Source organism: Tepidibacillus sp. HK-1 (genome assembly GCF_001748485.2).
GTDB lineage: Bacteria > Bacillota > Bacilli > Tepidibacillales > Tepidibacillaceae > Tepidibacillus_B > Tepidibacillus_B infernus.
In genome coordinates this window covers 25809-44677 of the sequence record NZ_BDGM02000004.1, presented here as the reverse complement: position 1 = coordinate 44677, position 18869 = coordinate 25809, and the positions used below count along the sequence as shown (strand labels likewise).

Annotated in this window: 22 protein-coding genes; all 22 read right to left on the bottom strand. The window is 34.0% G+C overall.

Going from position 1 to position 18869, the window contains the following annotated elements; genetic code table 11:
- The gene (fliT, locus tag BEN26_RS02850) at positions 1–351 is read right to left on the bottom strand and encodes a flagellar protein FliT (protein WP_069801029.1); all 351 of its coding nucleotides are present in this window, start codon (positions 349–351) and stop codon (positions 1–3) included.
- Complete coding sequence (gene fliS, locus BEN26_RS02845) at positions 351–752, bottom strand: flagellar export chaperone FliS (RefSeq protein WP_068726226.1); 402 nt, start codon at positions 750–752, stop codon at positions 351–353. The genes fliT and fliS overlap by 1 nt, the downstream gene beginning before the upstream one ends.
- Positions 753–771: 19 nt before the next feature.
- A complete protein-coding gene (locus tag BEN26_RS02840) occupies positions 772–2418 on the bottom strand; it encodes a flagellar hook-associated protein 2 (RefSeq protein WP_069801030.1) in 1647 nt (548 codons plus the stop codon).
- A gap of 17 nt (positions 2419–2435) precedes the next feature.
- Positions 2436–2792 carry a flagellar protein FlaG gene (flaG, locus tag BEN26_RS02835; RefSeq protein WP_069801081.1) on the bottom strand — a complete coding sequence of 119 codons (357 nt, stop codon included), beginning with the start codon at positions 2790–2792 and terminating at the stop codon, positions 2436–2438.
- 228 nt (positions 2793–3020) lie between these two features.
- Positions 3021–3725, bottom strand: coding sequence for an acylneuraminate cytidylyltransferase family protein (locus BEN26_RS02830; RefSeq protein ID WP_069801031.1), 705 nt, complete (start codon positions 3723–3725; stop codon positions 3021–3023).
- Entirely contained in the window at positions 3725–4771 is a 1047-nt protein-coding gene (locus BEN26_RS02825; protein ID WP_069801032.1) for a nucleotidyltransferase family protein, read from the bottom strand. The genes BEN26_RS02830 and BEN26_RS02825 overlap by 1 nt, the downstream gene beginning before the upstream one ends.
- Entirely contained in the window at positions 4768–5400 is a 633-nt protein-coding gene (locus BEN26_RS02820; protein WP_069801033.1) for an acetyltransferase, read from the bottom strand. Before BEN26_RS02820 ends, BEN26_RS02825 begins: the two co-directional genes overlap by 4 nt.
- On the bottom strand, positions 5397–6485 hold the full coding sequence (gene neuB / locus BEN26_RS02815) for an N-acetylneuraminate synthase (protein WP_069801034.1): 1089 nt from the start codon (positions 6483–6485) through the stop codon (positions 5397–5399). The genes BEN26_RS02820 and neuB overlap by 4 nt, the downstream gene beginning before the upstream one ends.
- On the bottom strand, positions 6482–7642 hold the full coding sequence (neuC, locus tag BEN26_RS02810) for a UDP-N-acetylglucosamine 2-epimerase (protein ID WP_069801035.1): 1161 nt from the start codon (positions 7640–7642) through the stop codon (positions 6482–6484). The genes neuB and neuC overlap by 4 nt, the downstream gene beginning before the upstream one ends.
- A complete protein-coding gene (locus tag BEN26_RS02805; RefSeq protein ID WP_069801036.1) occupies positions 7635–8816 on the bottom strand; it encodes a LegC family aminotransferase in 1182 nt (393 codons plus the stop codon). Before BEN26_RS02805 ends, neuC begins: the two co-directional genes overlap by 8 nt.
- Positions 8813–9838 carry an NAD-dependent 4,6-dehydratase LegB gene (locus tag BEN26_RS02800; protein ID WP_069801037.1) on the bottom strand — a complete coding sequence of 342 codons (1026 nt, stop codon included), beginning with the start codon at positions 9836–9838 and terminating at the stop codon, positions 8813–8815. The genes BEN26_RS02805 and BEN26_RS02800 overlap by 4 nt, the downstream gene beginning before the upstream one ends.
- Positions 9839–10168: 330 nt before the next feature.
- Entirely contained in the window at positions 10169–10549 is a 381-nt protein-coding gene (locus BEN26_RS02795; RefSeq protein ID WP_069801038.1) for a DUF8042 domain-containing protein, read from the bottom strand.
- Between the two features lie 15 nt (positions 10550–10564).
- Positions 10565–12367 carry a motility associated factor glycosyltransferase family protein gene (locus BEN26_RS02790; protein WP_069801039.1) on the bottom strand — a complete coding sequence of 601 codons (1803 nt, stop codon included), beginning with the start codon at positions 12365–12367 and terminating at the stop codon, positions 10565–10567.
- A 71-nt stretch (positions 12368–12438) separates the two neighbouring features.
- Positions 12439–13281, bottom strand: coding sequence for a flagellin Hag (gene hag, locus BEN26_RS02785; RefSeq protein ID WP_069801040.1), 843 nt, complete (start codon positions 13279–13281; stop codon positions 12439–12441).
- Positions 13282–13465: 184 nt separating this feature from the next.
- A complete protein-coding gene (gene csrA, locus BEN26_RS02780; protein WP_069801041.1) occupies positions 13466–13711 on the bottom strand; it encodes a carbon storage regulator CsrA in 246 nt (81 codons plus the stop codon).
- A gap of 1 nt (position 13712) precedes the next feature.
- A complete protein-coding gene (gene fliW, locus BEN26_RS02775) occupies positions 13713–14162 on the bottom strand; it encodes a flagellar assembly protein FliW (protein WP_084818900.1) in 450 nt (149 codons plus the stop codon).
- A gap of 226 nt (positions 14163–14388) precedes the next feature.
- Positions 14389–14955: a DUF6470 family protein gene (locus tag BEN26_RS02770; protein ID WP_069801042.1), complete on the bottom strand. Its 567-nt coding sequence runs from the start codon at positions 14953–14955 to the stop codon at positions 14389–14391.
- A 20-nt stretch (positions 14956–14975) separates the two neighbouring features.
- A complete protein-coding gene (flgL, locus tag BEN26_RS02765; RefSeq protein WP_308789514.1) occupies positions 14976–15869 on the bottom strand; it encodes a flagellar hook-associated protein FlgL in 894 nt (297 codons plus the stop codon).
- Positions 15870–15889: 20 nt separating this feature from the next.
- On the bottom strand, positions 15890–17476 hold the full coding sequence (flgK, locus tag BEN26_RS02760) for a flagellar hook-associated protein FlgK (RefSeq protein WP_069801043.1): 1587 nt from the start codon (positions 17474–17476) through the stop codon (positions 15890–15892).
- A 12-nt stretch (positions 17477–17488) separates the two neighbouring features.
- Positions 17489–17989, bottom strand: a complete 501-nt coding sequence (locus BEN26_RS02755; protein WP_069801044.1) for a flagellar protein FlgN — start codon at positions 17987–17989, stop codon at positions 17489–17491.
- 38 nt (positions 17990–18027) lie between these two features.
- Positions 18028–18288 carry a flagellar biosynthesis anti-sigma factor FlgM gene (gene flgM / locus BEN26_RS02750; RefSeq protein ID WP_068726252.1) on the bottom strand — a complete coding sequence of 87 codons (261 nt, stop codon included), beginning with the start codon at positions 18286–18288 and terminating at the stop codon, positions 18028–18030.
- Between the two features lie 170 nt (positions 18289–18458).
- Complete coding sequence (locus BEN26_RS02745) at positions 18459–18863, bottom strand: TIGR03826 family flagellar region protein (protein ID WP_068726254.1); 405 nt, start codon at positions 18861–18863, stop codon at positions 18459–18461.
- Positions 18864–18869: the final 6 nt, after the last annotated feature.

Sequence of the window (18869 nt, the reverse complement as noted above, 5' to 3'; positions counted from 1 at the left end):
TTATTTGCGTTTATCAAAAAACATCCCATCAAACGAGACAGAAACGACCGTTTGTGCATACTTTTGTTGAACCATTTTTTGCTGACGTATCTGTTTAAGATCTGCCTCAATCTCATCATATCGTTTTTTTAATAGCTCATCAATCGAATGATTAAGTTGAATAATTTTCCCCCCTAGTATTTTTTCTTCATCGTCCAACACTTTTGGCAACTTGGATATGAGTTCTTCGCGCCGATCTAGAAATTGATTGATTTGTTCAATATAGGCGTCCCTTTGCTCTTTTTGCGGCTGGATGAGTAAATATTGATAGAATTGATTTGCTACCTCATATAATTGTTTTACCAGACTCACTAGATTTGTCCACCTTGGCCATATTGGATTCTACGGTTGATTTGAATCACTTCTTTCCAAGTATCGCGAAATTCTACCACATAACCTTCTACTTCATTTAGTATTTCGATATCATTTTTTAAGTTGGCTTCAATTAAACGGTTTAGTATATAGTCATACATTTGCATCATATTTTTGGCCACTTCATAATCCATGTTTAGAGAAATCATCAATTCACGGATAATGTTTTGCGCTTTGATTAAGTTCGTGTTCTTCTCCTCAAACTTATGATCAACAATCGCTTGTTTGGCATGCTTGATAAACTTCAAACAGCCATTATATAACATCAAGGTTAGCTCCCCAGGCGAAGCGCTATTGACTGTATTTTGTTGATAGGCTTGGTATGGATTCTGGATTGACATACAATCACTCCTTCGTTAACTATTGTAATCCCCCACCAAATTGTTGCATGAGATAAGCCGATTGTTGATTAGCCCGTTGAATCGCTTGTTCCATCGCTGTAAATTGGCGGTAATATCGATCTTCAATCTGAAGCAAACGATCTTGAAAAGCATCAATGCTTTTATCGACTCGGTCTAAATCTTTGCCAATAGTATACTGGCTGTTAGCTAAATAGGTATTTCCAGCTTTTGCTTCAATATTTGACATCGTATTTTTTATGGTGTCGCGAAGTCGTTCTGCAATCCCACTTTGGTCAGACACTAATTTTCCATTGGCATCTTTTACTTCTTTATTAAATAAATCATAAATGGCCATTGGATTTTGGGAAATCGCATCCCTTAATTTAGCCTCATCCTTCAGAATCAACTTTCCTTTATCCGTATAACTACTAGATGTCTCAATACCAATACTAGCTAGTTGATTGACCGTTACATTTTGTCCTTTTTTTGCATCATAATAGGTTCCAGTCAGACCAGTTACTGGACTATAAATATCTAACCTCATTTGATTTAATCCACCTGAAAGAATCGAATCATTGCGAATTAAACCACTTTTAGCCTTTTCTTCCCATAACTCAATTTGCTTCTCCGACATGTCCTGTTTTTGTTCATCTGTTAAAGGGAGATAATCTCGATAACGTTCCTGCGAAATCTTATCATTGATCTTGCCGATGATCTCGTTATATTTATCAATAAATTTGACCACAGAATCAAAAATGGCATCAGTATCTGTTGTGGAAGTAAGAGTTACAGGTTGAACAATGCCAGATGAATCAACCGTTGTATTTTTTAAGGTATATTCATAGCCATTGATTTGAAAAGTATTAGAAGTTCTTTCCATAGACATACCATTAAATGTAAATTTGGCATTTTGCCCAGTTTGACCTATAGAATTACTAGCTGCTATGTCACTATCTGCCGATAAACCGAGTACGCTTGTCATAAAGTTATAGCCATTGGTATCGGTATCCATTATTTTTATTTCAGGTAGGTTTGCTGCATCACCTGTATTTTTAGCCGAAAGAACCACTTTCCCACTTTTTGAATCATAAAAGGCATTCACATCTAATTTTTTATTGATTTCACTCATCACTTGATTTAAACTCATCGTATTCGGGTCAACAGTGATTGATTTTTCTGCGACCGAACCGTCGGACTGAATCGCCTGGATATGAATATTAAATGATGTTGTTGGTAGATTAGCCCCATTGACCAGATTATCCTTTTGATTTACTAATAAGTCATCTGGATTAAAGTTTTGATTACTTCTTATATCCCCAGCACTCCACATAGAAGCAGCTTTTGCTAATTGTGAAACACCAATCTGTGTATTGATGTCTGTAGTACCATTTATATTTTTAGCGGTTACAGCACTCTCATTGGAACTAGAAATCACCTTTTTTAAAAAAGTACTTTGTCTGCCAATTCCATCCGTTTGTGTCACACTAATAAATTGATCTAGCTCTGTTAAAAGTTTATTCATCTCTCGGTAATCATCACGTTGCCATTCTAGGAATTGCTTCTTTTGTGTCAGTTTATTTAAAGGCATTCGTTCCGCCTTCATCAAATCCTTAATAATACTATCAATATCGATTCCAGAAGCAAGACCACTAATTCTCATTACCATTTTATTCACCCCTACCTTTAAATTTTACGATCGACAATTAATCCCATATATTCCATCATCGAAGCATACATATCTAAGAATTTTTTCGGTGGGATCTGTTTAATCACTTCATTGGTCGTTGTATCGACGATCTCCACATAATATTCGTTTAACTTATCATGTAACTGAAACTTAAGGGATGTATGAGCTGGTTCTAAAAATTGATTAATCCCCTTAATCGTCTTTTCGATTTGTTCTTTGTTGACCTCTTGTTGATTTGATACTTTTACATTCTCTTCAACAGAATTTTCAACCTGTTCTAAAATTGGCCTCTCTTGAGTTTTGCTTTGCATTGGAAGGGCAGACCGTAACGATGAAATCCGATCAATACTCAAAACCATCACATCCTTCTATTCATCACAATTCTTACTATTTATATCGGAAGGTTTTATCGATTTTTTTACATTTTTTTTATTATGTTAGAATTATGGCGGATTCCAATATAGGAAAGGTATCAGGAAAATATACTATTGATTTTAAAAAACAGCATGGGGAAATTCGGTGAATATGAAGTAGAGATAGCGTAGTGCTACCTCTTTTTATGACTAATTCTATAAATTAAATCAAAATTCAGATACATTTTTTAAAGGATTATTTAATAGAATTTCAACAATTTTAAGATCAAATTCTGTGTCAATATCTAAAGAGCGTTCCTTAGGCATAATATATGGAACAGTTTCATTTGTTAAGAAAGTTTTTGATTCTACTAATTTTTCAGTTTTTGCTATATATATAGCACCATTCAATACGTAAACTTTAGGAGATTCTTGTCTTCTATTTATTATCTTATCTTGACTAAGAACTGCAACCATTTTATCATTCTCAATTGCGTACATCCAGTAAGGACTTTTATCAGCCTCATTTACTGTAACACAATAATCATATAGATTTCGTAAACACTTTTCTATGCATCCATCAATATCATCTACTCTACGTAAAGGGGAGGTTGGTTGCAACAGGACAATATAATCAAACCCATGTAACGTCTCTATAGCATGAAGTACTGGATCAATTCCAGGAGTATCATCTCTTGCTAATTTTTTTGGGCGTACAAAAGGAACCTCACAATCATATTCGTTCGCTACTTGAATAATCTCTTTATCGTCAGAGGAAAGAATTAACCGATCAATATATTTCGATTTTCTTGCTTCTTCAATTGTCCATGCAATAAGGGGTTTCCCTGCTACTTCTCTAATATTTTTCCGAGGAACTCCTTTTGAACCACCACGAGCAGGGATTATTCCTAATATTCTCTTTCCATTTAACATTAAAACACCTCATTATATTCCTTATTCGCTCTCTTGAAATCATCTAATCTACCAATATCTAACCAATATTCTCTAATTGGGAATACTAGAGATTCTAATCCTCTATTAATGATATTTTCAAATAAACTTGGCATATCATAGAATTGATTCTCAGGTATCATAGGCAAAACTTCTGGATTTAAAACATAAATTCCAGCACTTACAAAATAGTTGTTAATAGGTTTTTCTTCTATAGTAAGTAAACGATGATTATTAATTTTTACTACACCATATGGAATTTGATAACTAAACTCTCTAACACACATAGTGGCTTGACCTTTCATATTTATATGAAAGTCTATCAATTGTTGGAAATTAATTTTAGTCAATATATCTCCATTCATAACAATGATTGGTTGATTAGGTATATCATTAATAAGACTTAATGCTCCTGCCGTTCCTAGTCTTTTATCTTCGTATAAATATCGTATTTCAATTCCCCATTTAGAGCCATCACCAAAATATTCTTTTATCATTTCTGCTTTATAATTAACGGATAAATAAAACCGATGAAACCCTTGATCAATAAAATTTTCTATTATTGTTTCTAAAATAGGTTTACTTCCTACTTTAAGTAACGGTTTAGGTGTATTCTCAGTTAATGGTTTCAAACGAGTTCCTAGTCCTCCTGCCATTATAACGACCCAATTATCATAAGATTTGACTCCGACAAGATTATCTAAAAACTTTACACTTCTTAGCATCCCATTTTCATCAATAATAGGAATATGATGAATTCTATTTTTTTTTAAAATTGATAGAATATACTTATCGTCATCACTTACTTTCGCCGTAATTGGTTGTCGATTCATAATTTCAATAACACTTGAATCAAAAGAGATACCTTTTAGAATTCCCCTACGGATATCACCATCCGTAACAGTACCCAATAATCTCTGGTGATTATCTACTACTAATGCAATTTGCAGTGCCCCTTTGTCTAGGATTTCAATCGCATTTAAAATTGAAGTATACGGACCAATCAAAATGCTTCTCCAATCTCTCATTTCAATACCTCCCTAGCAGGTACCCCTACAACGGTAACATCTTTCGGTACATTCCTAATAACTACTGCCCCAGCTCCTATTAAACAGTTTTTACCTAAAGTAATTCCTTGAATAACTGTGGCACCTGTTCCCACATGTACTCCATCTTCGACTTTAATTCCTCCAGATAATGTTACTCCCGGTGCCAAATGCACATGTGACCCTATTTCACAATCATGATCAATTGAAACTTTTGTATTTACAATCGTATTTTCCCCAATTCTAGTTCCTGATTGAACAATTGACCCTGCCATAATTTGTATGCCCTCAGAAAGTTCAATATCATTAGCTAGAACCGCAGAAGGATGAATTACATTAGCAAAAATATACCCTTTTGATTTGAAATGCTCATATAATTTTTGACGCTTTTTTGTATCCCCAATGGATCCTATTCCGTTTACAAGTCTAATTTCCTTAGGATTGTACTTAAATACTTCATCATCATTCCCAATTACTTTGAATCCAAATAGTGTGTTTTGATTATGGTTTGGTAAAGCAATCCCCAAAATATCAGCAGATTGAATCCTTAAAATTTCAATTAATACTTTTGCATGCCCACCGCCACCAATTACTATAATAGGATAATTCATGGCCTCACCATCTCATTAGCTTCATAATCTTTATCTGAAGTTTTATTTAGCCAATCCCAATAATGCATAGGAGAAATTCCATTACCTGGTCTTTTTACAGTTAGATTTTTTTCAGTAAAATGTTCTCCTTTTTTAATCTTTGTAGCTGCAATCAAACTTTTTCGAACAACCGTTTTATTATTTAATTCAGATAAAGTAGGACTTTTTATCGGGGAGCCTAAAGCTATTTCTACTTGTCTAATTGATCTTATCATTTCTTTCAATTCATCAGGTTCTAACGATGCCTTATGATCTGGCCCAGGTAGGTTTTTATTTAAAGTAAAATGTTTTTCTATTATTCTTGCTCCACGCGCCACGGCTGCTATTGGTATAGCAATTCCGGTAGTATGGTCAGATAATCCTACAGGTAATTGAAAGGCATGTTTTATTGTATCCATTGCTTTAAGATTTACTTCATCAAACGGTGCAGGGTATTCAGAGGTACAGTGAAGTAAAGTGACTTTTTCTTGCAAAACCTGTTGGCCTTCAATTCTAGCATAGGCTTTTTGAAAAACCTCTAATGAAGGCTCTTCATTTAAGTTTGTATAGCCATAGGCTAATACACTAAGAGCTGCTTCAATTTCACTAAGCGAACTCATTCCAGTTGATAGAATCACAGGTGTCCCTGTTTTAGCAATTTTTAATAATAAAGGTGCATTTGTAATATCACCTGAAGAAATTTTAATTTTTGACAAATTTAATTGAGTTGTCAAAAATTCTGCACTTTCTAGATCAAAAGGAGTTGATAAAAATTCAATTCCCTTTTCGTCAGCATAGTCTATTAGGATTTTATGAGAAAATTCATCCAATTCTAGTTTTTTTAACATATCAAATTGAGATTCATTATTGTCTGTTGTTTTTTTTTGATAATCTGCTTTAGGCGCATTTTTTACTGATATTTTATTCGCTTTAAAAGTCTGAAATTTTATTGCATCTGCACCAGCTTCTACCGCAATATCTACAAGTCTTTTAGCTAATTCTAATGAACCATTATGATTAACACCCGCTTCAGCAATGATAAATGTGCGAGGATGAGTTTGTATCATTTTACATTCACCTCAAAAAAATGTTTCTTAAGTAACAGCTTGTAATCTCTTATTTCCTTTAAATGTTTGACAATACGATTTGAACTACTTCCATCTCCGTAAGGATTAATTACATTAGAGCAATCTAAATGAAAGGCTAAATGTATAGTTTTTAGAATCTCCTCTTTAATTGGTTCAGTATTGATAACTGAAGAAGCTTGTAATCTACCTTTTTGCCGATCTCCAATATTAACAGTTGGTTTTTTAAAAGAAGGCACTTCATAAAGTCCACTAGAAGAATTACCTACAACAGCATCAACATGTGATATTGTACTTAAATATCGAAGTTGACCTAATGAATTATAGGCTTTTGCATTTGGATGAGATAAAATAAAATCGTCAATCATTTTGATTAAAATTCGCCCGTCTGAATCGGCATTGGGCTTAGTAAAGATAAGGCCTACATCTGCCCCTAAAGAATCTAGAGCATCCAATAGTTCGTGAAATTGGCGTAATGCAGGTTGATCGTCTAAAGTTACTGGATGGAAAGTAATTAAGAGATTTTTATCCTTTAGTTTAAAATCAAGTGATCGTTCTACTTCTGATCGACTTAGTAATTTTAGACGATTAATTTGATCCAACCCTGGGCTTCCCACATTATAGATATGTTTTGGATTTTCCCCGAGTTGCCTAACTCTCTTAGCTGCTTCCTCATTTGTAACAAAATGCAAATGAGACATTTTTGTAATACTATGGCGAATTGCTTCATCATACGCCCCCTCCGTCGTATCACCGCCAGCAATGTGTGCAATTGGAATCTTTGCAACCATAGCAGCTTGGGCAGCAGCTAAAATTTCATATCTATCGCCTAACAATACCATAAGATCAGGTTTTAAGCGTTCTAGTGCGTCTGCAAAACCTATAATACCTAGACCAATTGATTTCGCAATCCCTACAGATGTATCACTTGATAATAGCATTTCTACCTTCTCATCTACATTAAAACCATCTTCTTCAATTATTTTATAAGTTAAACCAAATTCAGGGGATAAATGCATACCAGTGACAATAATCTGAAGGTTCATTTCTTCATCTTGCTGAATTTCTTTCATCAACCAATAAAGTAAACCGTACTCTGCCCGACTGCCTGTTACCACACATATCTTTCTTTTAACCATTGCTTCCTCCTAAATTAGGACTACTAGGAATATTAATCAAACGTTTTTCAATATCTTCTGCTACAGATACATCCATTGTAGGGTATTTTTGAAACATAGGTAATTTATGCATCAAAGTCCATGCTGGACGGGTCATAATTCCGTTACTATTCGTCATTTCTAATAACGAATCTCGATAATAACTTTTTTCCCTGTCAAGAAGTAATACATTTAGCCAATAGTTACTTTTAGCAAATTCTGGCTCAGTAAAAAAGGTTATCCCATCAACCTGAGTAAAAGCCTTTTTATATTGATTAGCCAAGGATCTTTTTTTCTCTAAAAAAGTAGGCAGTTGTTCTAATTGGGCACATCCTAATGCGGCATTTATATTAGGGAGTCGATAATTATACCCAACTTGATCATGGTCAAATTTCCATTTATGAGGTAGCTTTGCGGTTGTTGTAATATGTTTTGCTTGTTTAGCAATGATTTCATCATTTGTTAATATTGCTCCACCACCTCCGGTGGTAACTACTTTATTACCATTAAAACTTAATGCGGAAATTTTCCCCCAGTTTCCTGTATGCCGCCCTTTATAATAGGCTCCTAAGGACTCCGCTGCGTCTTCTATTAATTCTAGTTTATATCTTTTGCACACTTCAACTAAAGGGTCTAAATCTACAGGATGTCCAAAAGCATGCATTGGAACAACAGCTTTAATCCTTCTTCCACTGAGTTTATTAAAACAGCCATCAGGCCGAACATTTACAATCTCTTTAAGATAACCTTCTAATTTATGTGGATCTAAACCTAGAGTTTTTTCTGATATATCTACAAAATGTGGAATAGCTCCTAAGTATTTAACAGCATTTGCTGTTGCCACAAAAGTCATATCTGGGATTAACACTTCATCATTAGACTTTACACCAACGAGTTTCAGGGCAATATGTAAAGCTGCCGTTCCATTAACCGTTGCAACCACGTATTTTACTCCTGTTAATTCTGCTAAAGCATGTTCAAAACGATTAACATATTGCCCCACAGAGGAAACCCATCCAGAATCTATACATTCCTTGACATAATTCCATTCGTTTCCACCAAAAAACGGTTCATGTAACGCGATAAAATCTTTATCTTTGGGCAATACACTTTTTAAAGTATCTATGATGGTATTTAGATCAAAATTTTTTTTCATATGTTATAAATCCCCGCTTTGTAGCGATTTAGATTTTCAAGATTTGTAAACCAATTGATTGTTTCTTTTAAACCTTTTTTAAATCCTTTAACCCCACCATAATGTGGTTCCCAGCCTAATAATTCTTTAGCCTTCCTATTATTCGCCCATAAACGTTCAACTTCACTTTTTTCAGGTCTCATACGAATATTATCTGTTTCTATCTCTATTTCTTTTCCCATTAGTTCAGCTATTAGGTGGGCAGTATCACCAATCGATATTTCAAAACTACTACCTATATTAATAACCTCACCAATTGATTCATCTGATTTTGCTACCGAAATAAAACCTTGTACAGTATCTTTTACATAATTGAAATCGCGTGTAGGATGTAAGGCACCTAATTTAATTTTTCCTTCTCCTTTAGCAATTTGGGTAATTATCGTTGGAATAACAGCACGTGCCGATTGTCTAGGACCATAAGTATTAAAAGGGCGTATTATCGATACAGGCGTATTAAAAGATTTATAAAAAGAAATAGCGATTTGATCAGCACCTATTTTTGATGCAGAATAAGGAGATTGACCCTGTAAAGGATGTTCTTCATCAATTGGAACATATTTTGCTGTGCCATATACCTCACTTGTTGAGGTGTGAACTACTTTTTCAATACCAAGTTCACGAGCTGCTTGTAAAATATTTAAAGTTCCTTTTATATTGGTATCCACATAGGTATCAGGTGAATGATAAGAATAGGGTATAGCAATAAGAGCGGCTAAATGAAAGACAATATCACAATCTTTCATTGCTTGTTTTACACCATAGGGATCCCTTATATCCCCCGAAAAAACCTCAATACTGTTTCTAATTTCGATTGGAGATTGGTCTAACCATCCCCATGAATTAAAGGAGTTATATAGTACAAACGCTTTCACATTATTTTCTCTTCTAACCAATTCCTCAACTAAATGAGAACCAATAAATCCATCTGCACCAGTAACCAATATTTTTTTTCCTTTAAGATTCACTAGAATATCCTCCATAACTCTTTTTATTTTAATTATCGGTTTTTTTTATGTTATTTTTAAGTTTTTTATTTAGTAAAATACGTAAAACTTATATAAAATCTCCTTTTGATATTCTTGAAAATGCTGATACCAAAATTATGTTAAACTCCAATATAGGAAAGATATTAAGAGATATGTACTGACTAAAAAAAATAGCGTAAAGAAAGTAAGAAATTCAAAAGAAGTTCTTCTAGACTTAGAAAATTATACTATTGACTAAGAAAGTCAACATAGGGGAAATTGTGCTGGATGTAAAGTAAGAGGTAGCATAGTGCTACCTCTTTATAATATCTCTAGCTTAAGCTTTCATTGAAGATGATTATTTAACAACTGGTTATGAAAATTTTTTATATGTTTAAGATATCCTGTAAAAATTTCTTTTAATTCATACTGTAATATATCTGATAATAAGACATGATCACCATTTTTTATTGCGAGTTCTAATTCCCTAAGGGCATCCGATAGTGTTGAAAGTTGTATCTCACTCATATAATTATCATTTGCAGACTTTATAAGATATAAGCCATCAAATAACCAATGAACCCCATCTATATAATCTTTTAAGGTATTTAGAGCTTTTTCATTATTTGCCATTTGAAACTGCTCAGTTATTAGATCAGATGCTTTTATAAGCTTTGGCAAATAGTCGTCCATTGATTCTATTAAATCTATGATTTGTTGTTTCATTTTCCCACTCCAATATCATATTTGTTCTAATATTACCTTCACTTTATTTGCCATACTATTTAATTCCTTATAAAAATAGTAATTCTTCTCGGCAATACTAACATCTTTTTTTTCATCATCAGTTTTTTTTCTATTTTTCCAGAATTCCATTTTTATCATCAGTGGTTGTTTTATGAAATAAAGTATTAAATCTTTATCATTTAATTGATGAATCTTCCTATCTACTTTGTTTAATTTAACCAAAAGTTTGTTTATCTTTTTATCATCAGACTTATTATTTATTACCGTTTCCAATAATTCTTTAGAGATTTTTTCTCCTTTTGAACTATACTCTATGAAAGTCGAAACTACATTCTTTATTTCATCAATTTTTTCTTCACTATTCACTTTCATTGTATCATTTTTATTTTCAATGATAATATCAGAAATCATAGCTTCTATATCAGTCTCTATTGTACAAAATTTTTCAATAAATTTTTGAAATGAAATAGGCTTTGTTCCTTTAATCTTAGCTCCTTTTAATGTAGCATTGTATACATGATCTAATTTTTTTACATCCAGATAATCTTCAAACCATTTTTTCATACCATAATAGACATAATCTGTAAATAATTTACTTCCATCATTAGATTCAATTGTAAACAAATTCCTGTTATTATTTTTTATTGAATCTAAGCTTTTCCTATGGTTATGCCCCTCTGGATGTGAATATCCACCAGTATAGCCTAGATCTTGGCCAATAAAACAAATTGGGCCACTTGAAATCCTGGTAGCTATATCTAATACACCATTAGCAACAGAAGAACCTTGATATACCGTTCCAGTTTCAAATCCAATCATTTCATTATACCAATTATATATCCCAATACCAGTAGGCTGAAACACTATTTTAGGTCCCAAATATTCGTCTAAAATTTTATAATGAAGGTGAGGAGAGTAGAATAATGGTCTATCCCTATTTTTCAATTTTTTAAAATGATTGTAATTCTCTAAGTCGCCATCTATAGAAACAATAATATGAGGTTTTATATTGTACTTTTCCAATATTGTAATAGCTGAGCCTGAACAAATTATAATCGCACGGTTATGTATTGTTTTTAAATAGTCTATCTCTTCTTTTAGTGACGGACCAGCAGAAACAATAATCACGGGCGAAGTAAATTTGTCTTCAAATACTTTGAACGGGATTGAATCTATTGCATGCTTCAAATTTCGAAGATAATTCTCTTGCCATTTCTCCGAAAAAAAAATTCTAGTGTTTAAATCTATTTTATATGACATGATAGCTTCTTCTATTATTTTAAGAATACTTTTAATTTCTTCATTAAATAGTTTATCGTAATGGTGGGAAATGTTAATTTTATAGGGTCTAAACTGTTGTCTATTAAATCCTTCTAAAATTGATCTTATCCCATTATAATCGGTCCCTATGTGAATAAATACTTGCTTATTATTTATTAAATCAGTAAGATCAACATTTTGAATTGCTAATTGAAATATTTCTTTAGAAGGTTCTATAATTATCATATAGTCTTCTTTATCCATTTTTTTTAATAAAGATTTTGCATGATAACCTAATCCTAAACCTATTAAGATAGAAATATTTCCTTCCTCATAAAAGGAATCAGCCCAACGTTTCGCTTCATTTACGGGATCATATTTACTGTGAAAATAGTATTGAGCGTCATTATTAGTGAATTTAATAGTAGGATTTTGATTTTTCCCCATTTCAACCACAAAATAAGTTTCATCATCAATTATTTCAAAATCCATATATTTTTTTTTATAAGCAAATAAATTTCTTTCATAGATATCCAATTCAATAACCCCCTTCCATTTTAATAAAAAGACCAAAGGAGATCCCTTTGGTCTTTTTTTATTATTAAAGACTAACGGAGTAATTGAAGAACTCCTTGAGGTTGTTGATTGGCTTGAGCTAACATAGATTGGGCTGCTTGCATTAAGATATTATTCTTAGTAAATTCCATCATCTCTTTAGCCATATCTACATCACGAATTCGTGATTCTGCTGCAGTCAAGTTCTCTGAAGATGTTCCTAAATTGTTAATCGTATGCTCTAAACGATTTTGAACAGCACCTAATGAAGATCTTTCTTCTGATACTTGCTTAATCGCTGCATCAATACCAGCTAACTGTTTGTCAAATGAAAGAGCAGTATTAGCAAAACTCGTAACGTTAATACTTGCTACTTTTACACCACTGCCTAAAGCAGATGCTGACATTGTACTAAGTGTTACCTCAACGTTTTGACCTTTATTAGCACCAATTTGGAATGTAATACCAGTAGTTGCATAACTACCTTTTAGAAGAGTTTTTCCATTAAACTCAGTTCTATCGGAAATACCAGTTATTTCTGTTGCTAATGCATCAATTTCATCCTGTATAGCACTTAGATCTTCACTAGCATTTGTTCCGTTATTTGCTTGAATAATTAATTCTCTCATTCTTTGAAGAATACTATGTGTTTCATTTAAAGCACCTTCGGCAGTTTGGATTAAAGAGATGCCATCTTGTGAGTTACGTTGTGCTTGCTCTAAACCACGAATTTGTGAACGCATCTTTTCGGAAATCGATAGTCCTGCAGCATCGTCTCCAGCACGATTAATACGATATCCTGATGAAAGTTTCTCCATGGATTTAGCAGACATTACATTGTTGTTACTTAATTGACGGTACGTGTTTAATGCGGGAATATTGTGATTAATTCTCATTTTATTTTCCTCCTTGAAAAGTTGTTTTTTCACATCCTTGTGATATTGTAAGCATTCATTCGGCCGCTATGAATCACTTACTCTATTATTTGTATCGAATAAAAATAGAGAGGTTTTTCCTCCTGTTTTAAGCTAAATATAAGTTATTATCGTTAATTTTCTAAGTTTTTCTCTTATTATCTCTCTAATTCATCTTATTTTTATTTTCAAGTTCAACAAATGCATTTAGTAGATCAATCGATAGATTTTGTTTTGCTGCTAATTTATTTTCTTCTTGTATCGCTATATAGATTTCTTTCCGGTGAATATCAATATGTTTGGGGGCATTAATTCCTAGTTTAATTTGCTCACCTTCAATGGCAACCACTGTTATTTCAATATCATGCCCTAGCATGATCGATTCGCCTTTTTTTCTAGTTAAAACTAACATTCTATTTAACCCCCTCTTTTACTTGTTGAGGGAATAATGGTGTTTTGGTTAAATAATCGGTTTCGTGAAGAATGATTTGTTTGGCCTTTTTATTTTTTATATTGATAATAATGGGAGCCTTTAAATTCATCGTCGCCTTTTTAAAATTCTCGGGTATAGATAAAATTCCCCAAACCGCCACTTCATTAACATCTTTAATCTCTAATTCTGCTATACTCTGTTCATCCAATTCAAATTCATAATTGGGATAAAATGAAAATGGATTGGCAATGACAAATGCTAGATTTACAGTATGGATCGATTGTAAAAAGGCTAATGGGTTCTCCTGATCGGGTTGAAACAGGATAAACTGTTTCTCCTCTTCAAAGCCTGGGATTCCTTTCTCAAAATGAAGAACATCTGATTCGTTATATTCCAATACTCCAAAACGGGTCGTTTCGATTTTTGCCATATTAACATCCCTTTCTATACATTTTATTTTAACATTCATGTTGGTTTGTATATTCATAAGCAGCGACTTTTGGGAGTGTATTTCTTACCTTATTTTTCATTAAATAGAAATACACGGACAACGGAGCGCGTTGAATATACAAACCAGAACATCTACGAACAAATCAAAAAATGCTATAGAACCTACTATAGCATTTCGTTACTTACCAATATAAATCCTTTCAATGTTAAATTCTTTGATCAATTTTTGGTGGTAAAATCTCAATTGAGTTTCTTTGTAGCATATAAATGTTTAGTTTCCCTGGAATATAGTCTATAACCGGTTTGTTAGGTTTTACTTCTATATCTACCTTTCCTCTATACCACTCAATATCTAGTCTACCTGGTATGACGCGAATATCCACATTATCGTATGAAGGTTCTCCCTCATAATAAAACTCGTAGAATTGAATCGAGTTTTCCTTTGCCATCTCAGGAATAGGATCTTCTTTGATATGAATCGCTGCGAGTCGGTCTCCTTTTTCGGCAATTTTGGCAATCGTATCTAACACAATTCGCTTTGTTTCATGATAAATAACCTTTTGCAACTCTAATGGTGGCCTTTTTCCCAATGCACTCCAAGCTTTTGTTTGATCAATTTGGACCTGTGGATAGGTATGTTGAACCTCCATTTTAGCTGGCTCTTGTTGGATCGAAACCTCTGCTTTTGGTTGTTCGATCTGCAATGTTGCTCTTTTCGAGTCCATACCGATTTTTGCATAGGTTTGGCGAATTTCAATCTGAGGAATTTTCATCTCTAATTCACCATTTTATATTATCTTAGAAAATCAATTAAACTAGGCCGAATAATTCTAGCACCTGTAGATAAGGAGGCCTGGTAAATGTTTTCTTCTGTTTTCATATTAATGAGCAGTTCAGCCATGTCCGCATCTTCAGTTTTAGACAATAATTCTTGTAAATTGATATTCGTATTTTCTAAACGGTTTTTCATTAAATCGATCCGATTGGAACGGGCGCCAATTTCTGCCCATTTCTCCATGATCAAATCTAATCTGGAATCTAATTGTCCTAATGATTGACTAACACCTTGCTGATCATTATTATTTAAGGCATCTCTTAAATCAGCTAATACTTTAAACGCATTGGTAGGATCATTTTGGTCCCCAAATAGATCTGCACCAGAAATATTGACTGGAATTATCGTTCCTATTCCAACTTCAAATTGAATGACACCAGCATCAGGGGTTACCGTTTCTGCCGTTCCAACCGCATATGGTTTCACATCAGTCATTTGTCCATTAAATACGTATTTTCCATTAAACTGGCTATTTCCAATCTGAACTAGTTGCTCATATAATTGATTGACCTCTTGACCTAATGCTTGCATCGCCTGAACAGGAGTTGCACCATTGGCTCCTTGAACCGCTAATTCTCTTGCCCGTTGTAGAACATCATTGGCCTCATTGATCATTTTATCGCCATATTCAAGCCAAGAAATAGCTGAATCTACATTACGCTGGTATTGCTCGTTAGAAGCTAATTCGCTGCGGTAGCGTAAAGCAAAACCTAATCCTACTGGATCATCTGAGGGTTTATTGATCACTTTTCCAGTAGACATTTGGTTTTGAAGCTTTTCTAAGCGGGTTAAGTTATTATTCAGGTTGCGAAGCATTTGTGAATTTAACATTCCCTGTGTTACTCTCACCATCGATCCCTACTTTCTATCTATTAACGGCCGACAATACCCATACCATTTATTACTTTATCTAACATTTCATCAATCGTTGTAATCATCCTTGCTGAAGCATTATAGGCATGTTGGAACTTAATCAGATTTGCCATTTCCTCGTCTAAAGAAACACCACTCACTGATTCTCTACGACTATCTACCTGTTCAACCAATACTTTTTGATTCTCAGCTTGTCTAGTTGCTTCCTGTGCTTTTACTCCTAACTGGCCAACCATTGAGCGAAAATACTCATCAAAGGTGCCTTCTCCACTTACTGCGTTATTGGTGTTATCAAAGGTAATAGAAACATTTCGCATCTGACCAATCCATAAGGCAAGTTGATTGTTCCCTTTCACTACTTTTTCTACAGGGGGATTGGTGCCATCATTATAAGTATAGGTCCTCGTGGAGGCAGCTATATTTCTCACATCTGCTGTAATATCCGGATTAACTTGAATGTTATTCGCAGTAAAACTTCCACTGCCATCTTTGGTTGTAAAGAATAGGCCACCTGCTTGTAGTGGATCTTGAAGGGTATAACCTAATTGGTGTAACCCATTTATCCCCTTTATTATTACAGTTATATCACTTGTTACTGTACGTTGATTCGCATCCCCTGTATAGGTAACGGTAGTTCCATCCGTTTTTGTTAAAGTTGTCCCATCAGGTAAAATTGTCCCAGTAGGTATGGTTAATTCAAATTCTCCTTCGACGAGTCCCTTGACCATCGCATCCATTTGTGCTTGGAAATCTTGCACATACTGATCTCGTGACAAGAGATATCCATGTATTTCCCCACTGGTTAGGTCTGCTGGTAATGCATTTGCATCTAACACGGTAGGTACATTGATACCGTTCACTAATTCGGTATTTCCCATTTTGATGGTGTACCCATTTGGCGCATTGATCACATCAATATTGACTAACTTGGACAATTGGTCTGTGAGAAGATCTCGTTGGTCCCGCAAATCATTGGCTTGATCTCCTAAACCTTCTACTCTAAAAATTTCTTTATTCAAGTTCGCAATTTGTTTGGTTAAGGTATTGACTTCTGTTACTTTGATATTGATACTTTCTGTTAAATCGTTTTTTAAATCTTGCAATTTACTGGCTACATCGTTAAATGCATCTGCCATCGCGCCTGCCCGTTCCATGACAACTGAACGAGCTGTAAGGTTATCGGGTTGGCCCGCTAAATCCTGCCACGCATTCCAAAAATCATCTACAACCGAGCGAATTCCATAATCTGATGGCTCATTGACAATCGCTTCTAATTTTTCTAATGTATCCTGACGAATGGTCCAATCGCCATAGTCTTTGTTTTGGTTACGAAATTGTTCATCAAGGAAACTCTCCCGAATACGGCGAATATTGGAAAAATCGACCCCAGTTCCTAATTGTCCAGGGGCAGTGCTATGGGAAAGTCCTGGTGCTTCAATAGGCTTAGAAGCTACAAAATCGACCATCTGCCTTGTGTATCCTTTGGTATTGGCATTTGCAATATTATGTCCGGTTGTTTGGATTGCCGTTTGTTGAGCAAACAATCCTCGTTTCGCTGTTTCTAATCCATGAAATGTGGAACGCATACTTCCACTCCTTTATGCTTTTTGATCAAAAATTCCTCGATTTGGCATTGTTGATTGTTTGGTTGTTGGTTTCGAGTAGGTAAAGGCTTGTTTAGGTTGTTCTGTAAGCATTTCTAACGTATGAGAAACGTAATCTAAAGATTGATAAATCAATTGCGTATTTAATTCGTTATATCTTTTCACTTCATCAATGGCATCAGATAACTTTTGATGGATTTCTTGTAATTGTGCCTTTTCCTGCGAAGAAGTTAATAGCTTTAATAAATCAGACATGGAGAATTCCTGTAAGACAAATCCTCTGTCCTCAAAAAATTGGCCAACGATTGCCTCTCGTTCCTCTTCCAATTTCCCCATTTTTTTTATCCAACGCGCTTCAAGTTGAGTGATTTTGGCCAATTCATCAATATCTCCGTCAATCAGCACTTGTTTTTTACGTTTTGCCATCTCTACCATTTCCATATGAGATTGATAGATCTCACTGAATACTTTCATGAGATTTTGAAATGGAGCCATGATTACCCCTCGCTTCAATTGCTTTTTTAAACCACTCTCTATTTAAACCACTTTAGGATTTTTTCTGCTACTTTTCCTGAATCCACTTGATAGGTTCCATTTTTAATTTGGTCTTTAATTTGGTTTATCTTTTCTTCACGACCTACATCTTTGGTTTGTTCTAATAAAGCTTTTGCCTCGTCCGAAATGTTAATTTCATCTTTTTTTGATTCTGTCTTTTTTAATTGCCGTTCCTTTTGGTTGATTTGTTGTTGATAGCGATTGATGCCTTGGATTCGATTGATATCGTTTATTTTCATTGTTTTTTCACCCCTAACATACTAAATGCCGATAATGAAGGTTTACCTTCATTATCGGCAGGATTCCTTTATTTATAAAAGTTGAAATTTAACGAAATTGATTTGATTTCCTTCGGATTTCTCATTTATTCTGGTGTTTTCTATATAAACTATGATTATCCTGTTTATCACTATTTTAATTTTCCTTTATTATAATATCCTAATCCTTTATCTTTGTTCTTTTCTTCTGCTTCTTGTTCTAAAACATGTTTAATCCCATGTTCTAGTCTACCACGACATTGATTACATAATCTACCTTCTTGAATGATCGTACCACAGGACTCACAAGGATATCCCATATTTGGCGCATCAGCGATCGAAATACGTCCTTCTCGGATAAATTTGGTGATTTGTTTAATAGTGACTTCAGTGGCCTCGCTTAACTCATAAATGTTTGCCCCTTTATGTTCACGTAAATAGTCAGCACAACGTTGATATTCTTGATCAATCTCTTTCTCACAAGCAGGGCAAACTTCTTTTACCCCTGCTACATAAAGCTTTCCACATCGCGGACAATTCGAAAGCTTCCCAACCATCGGTCT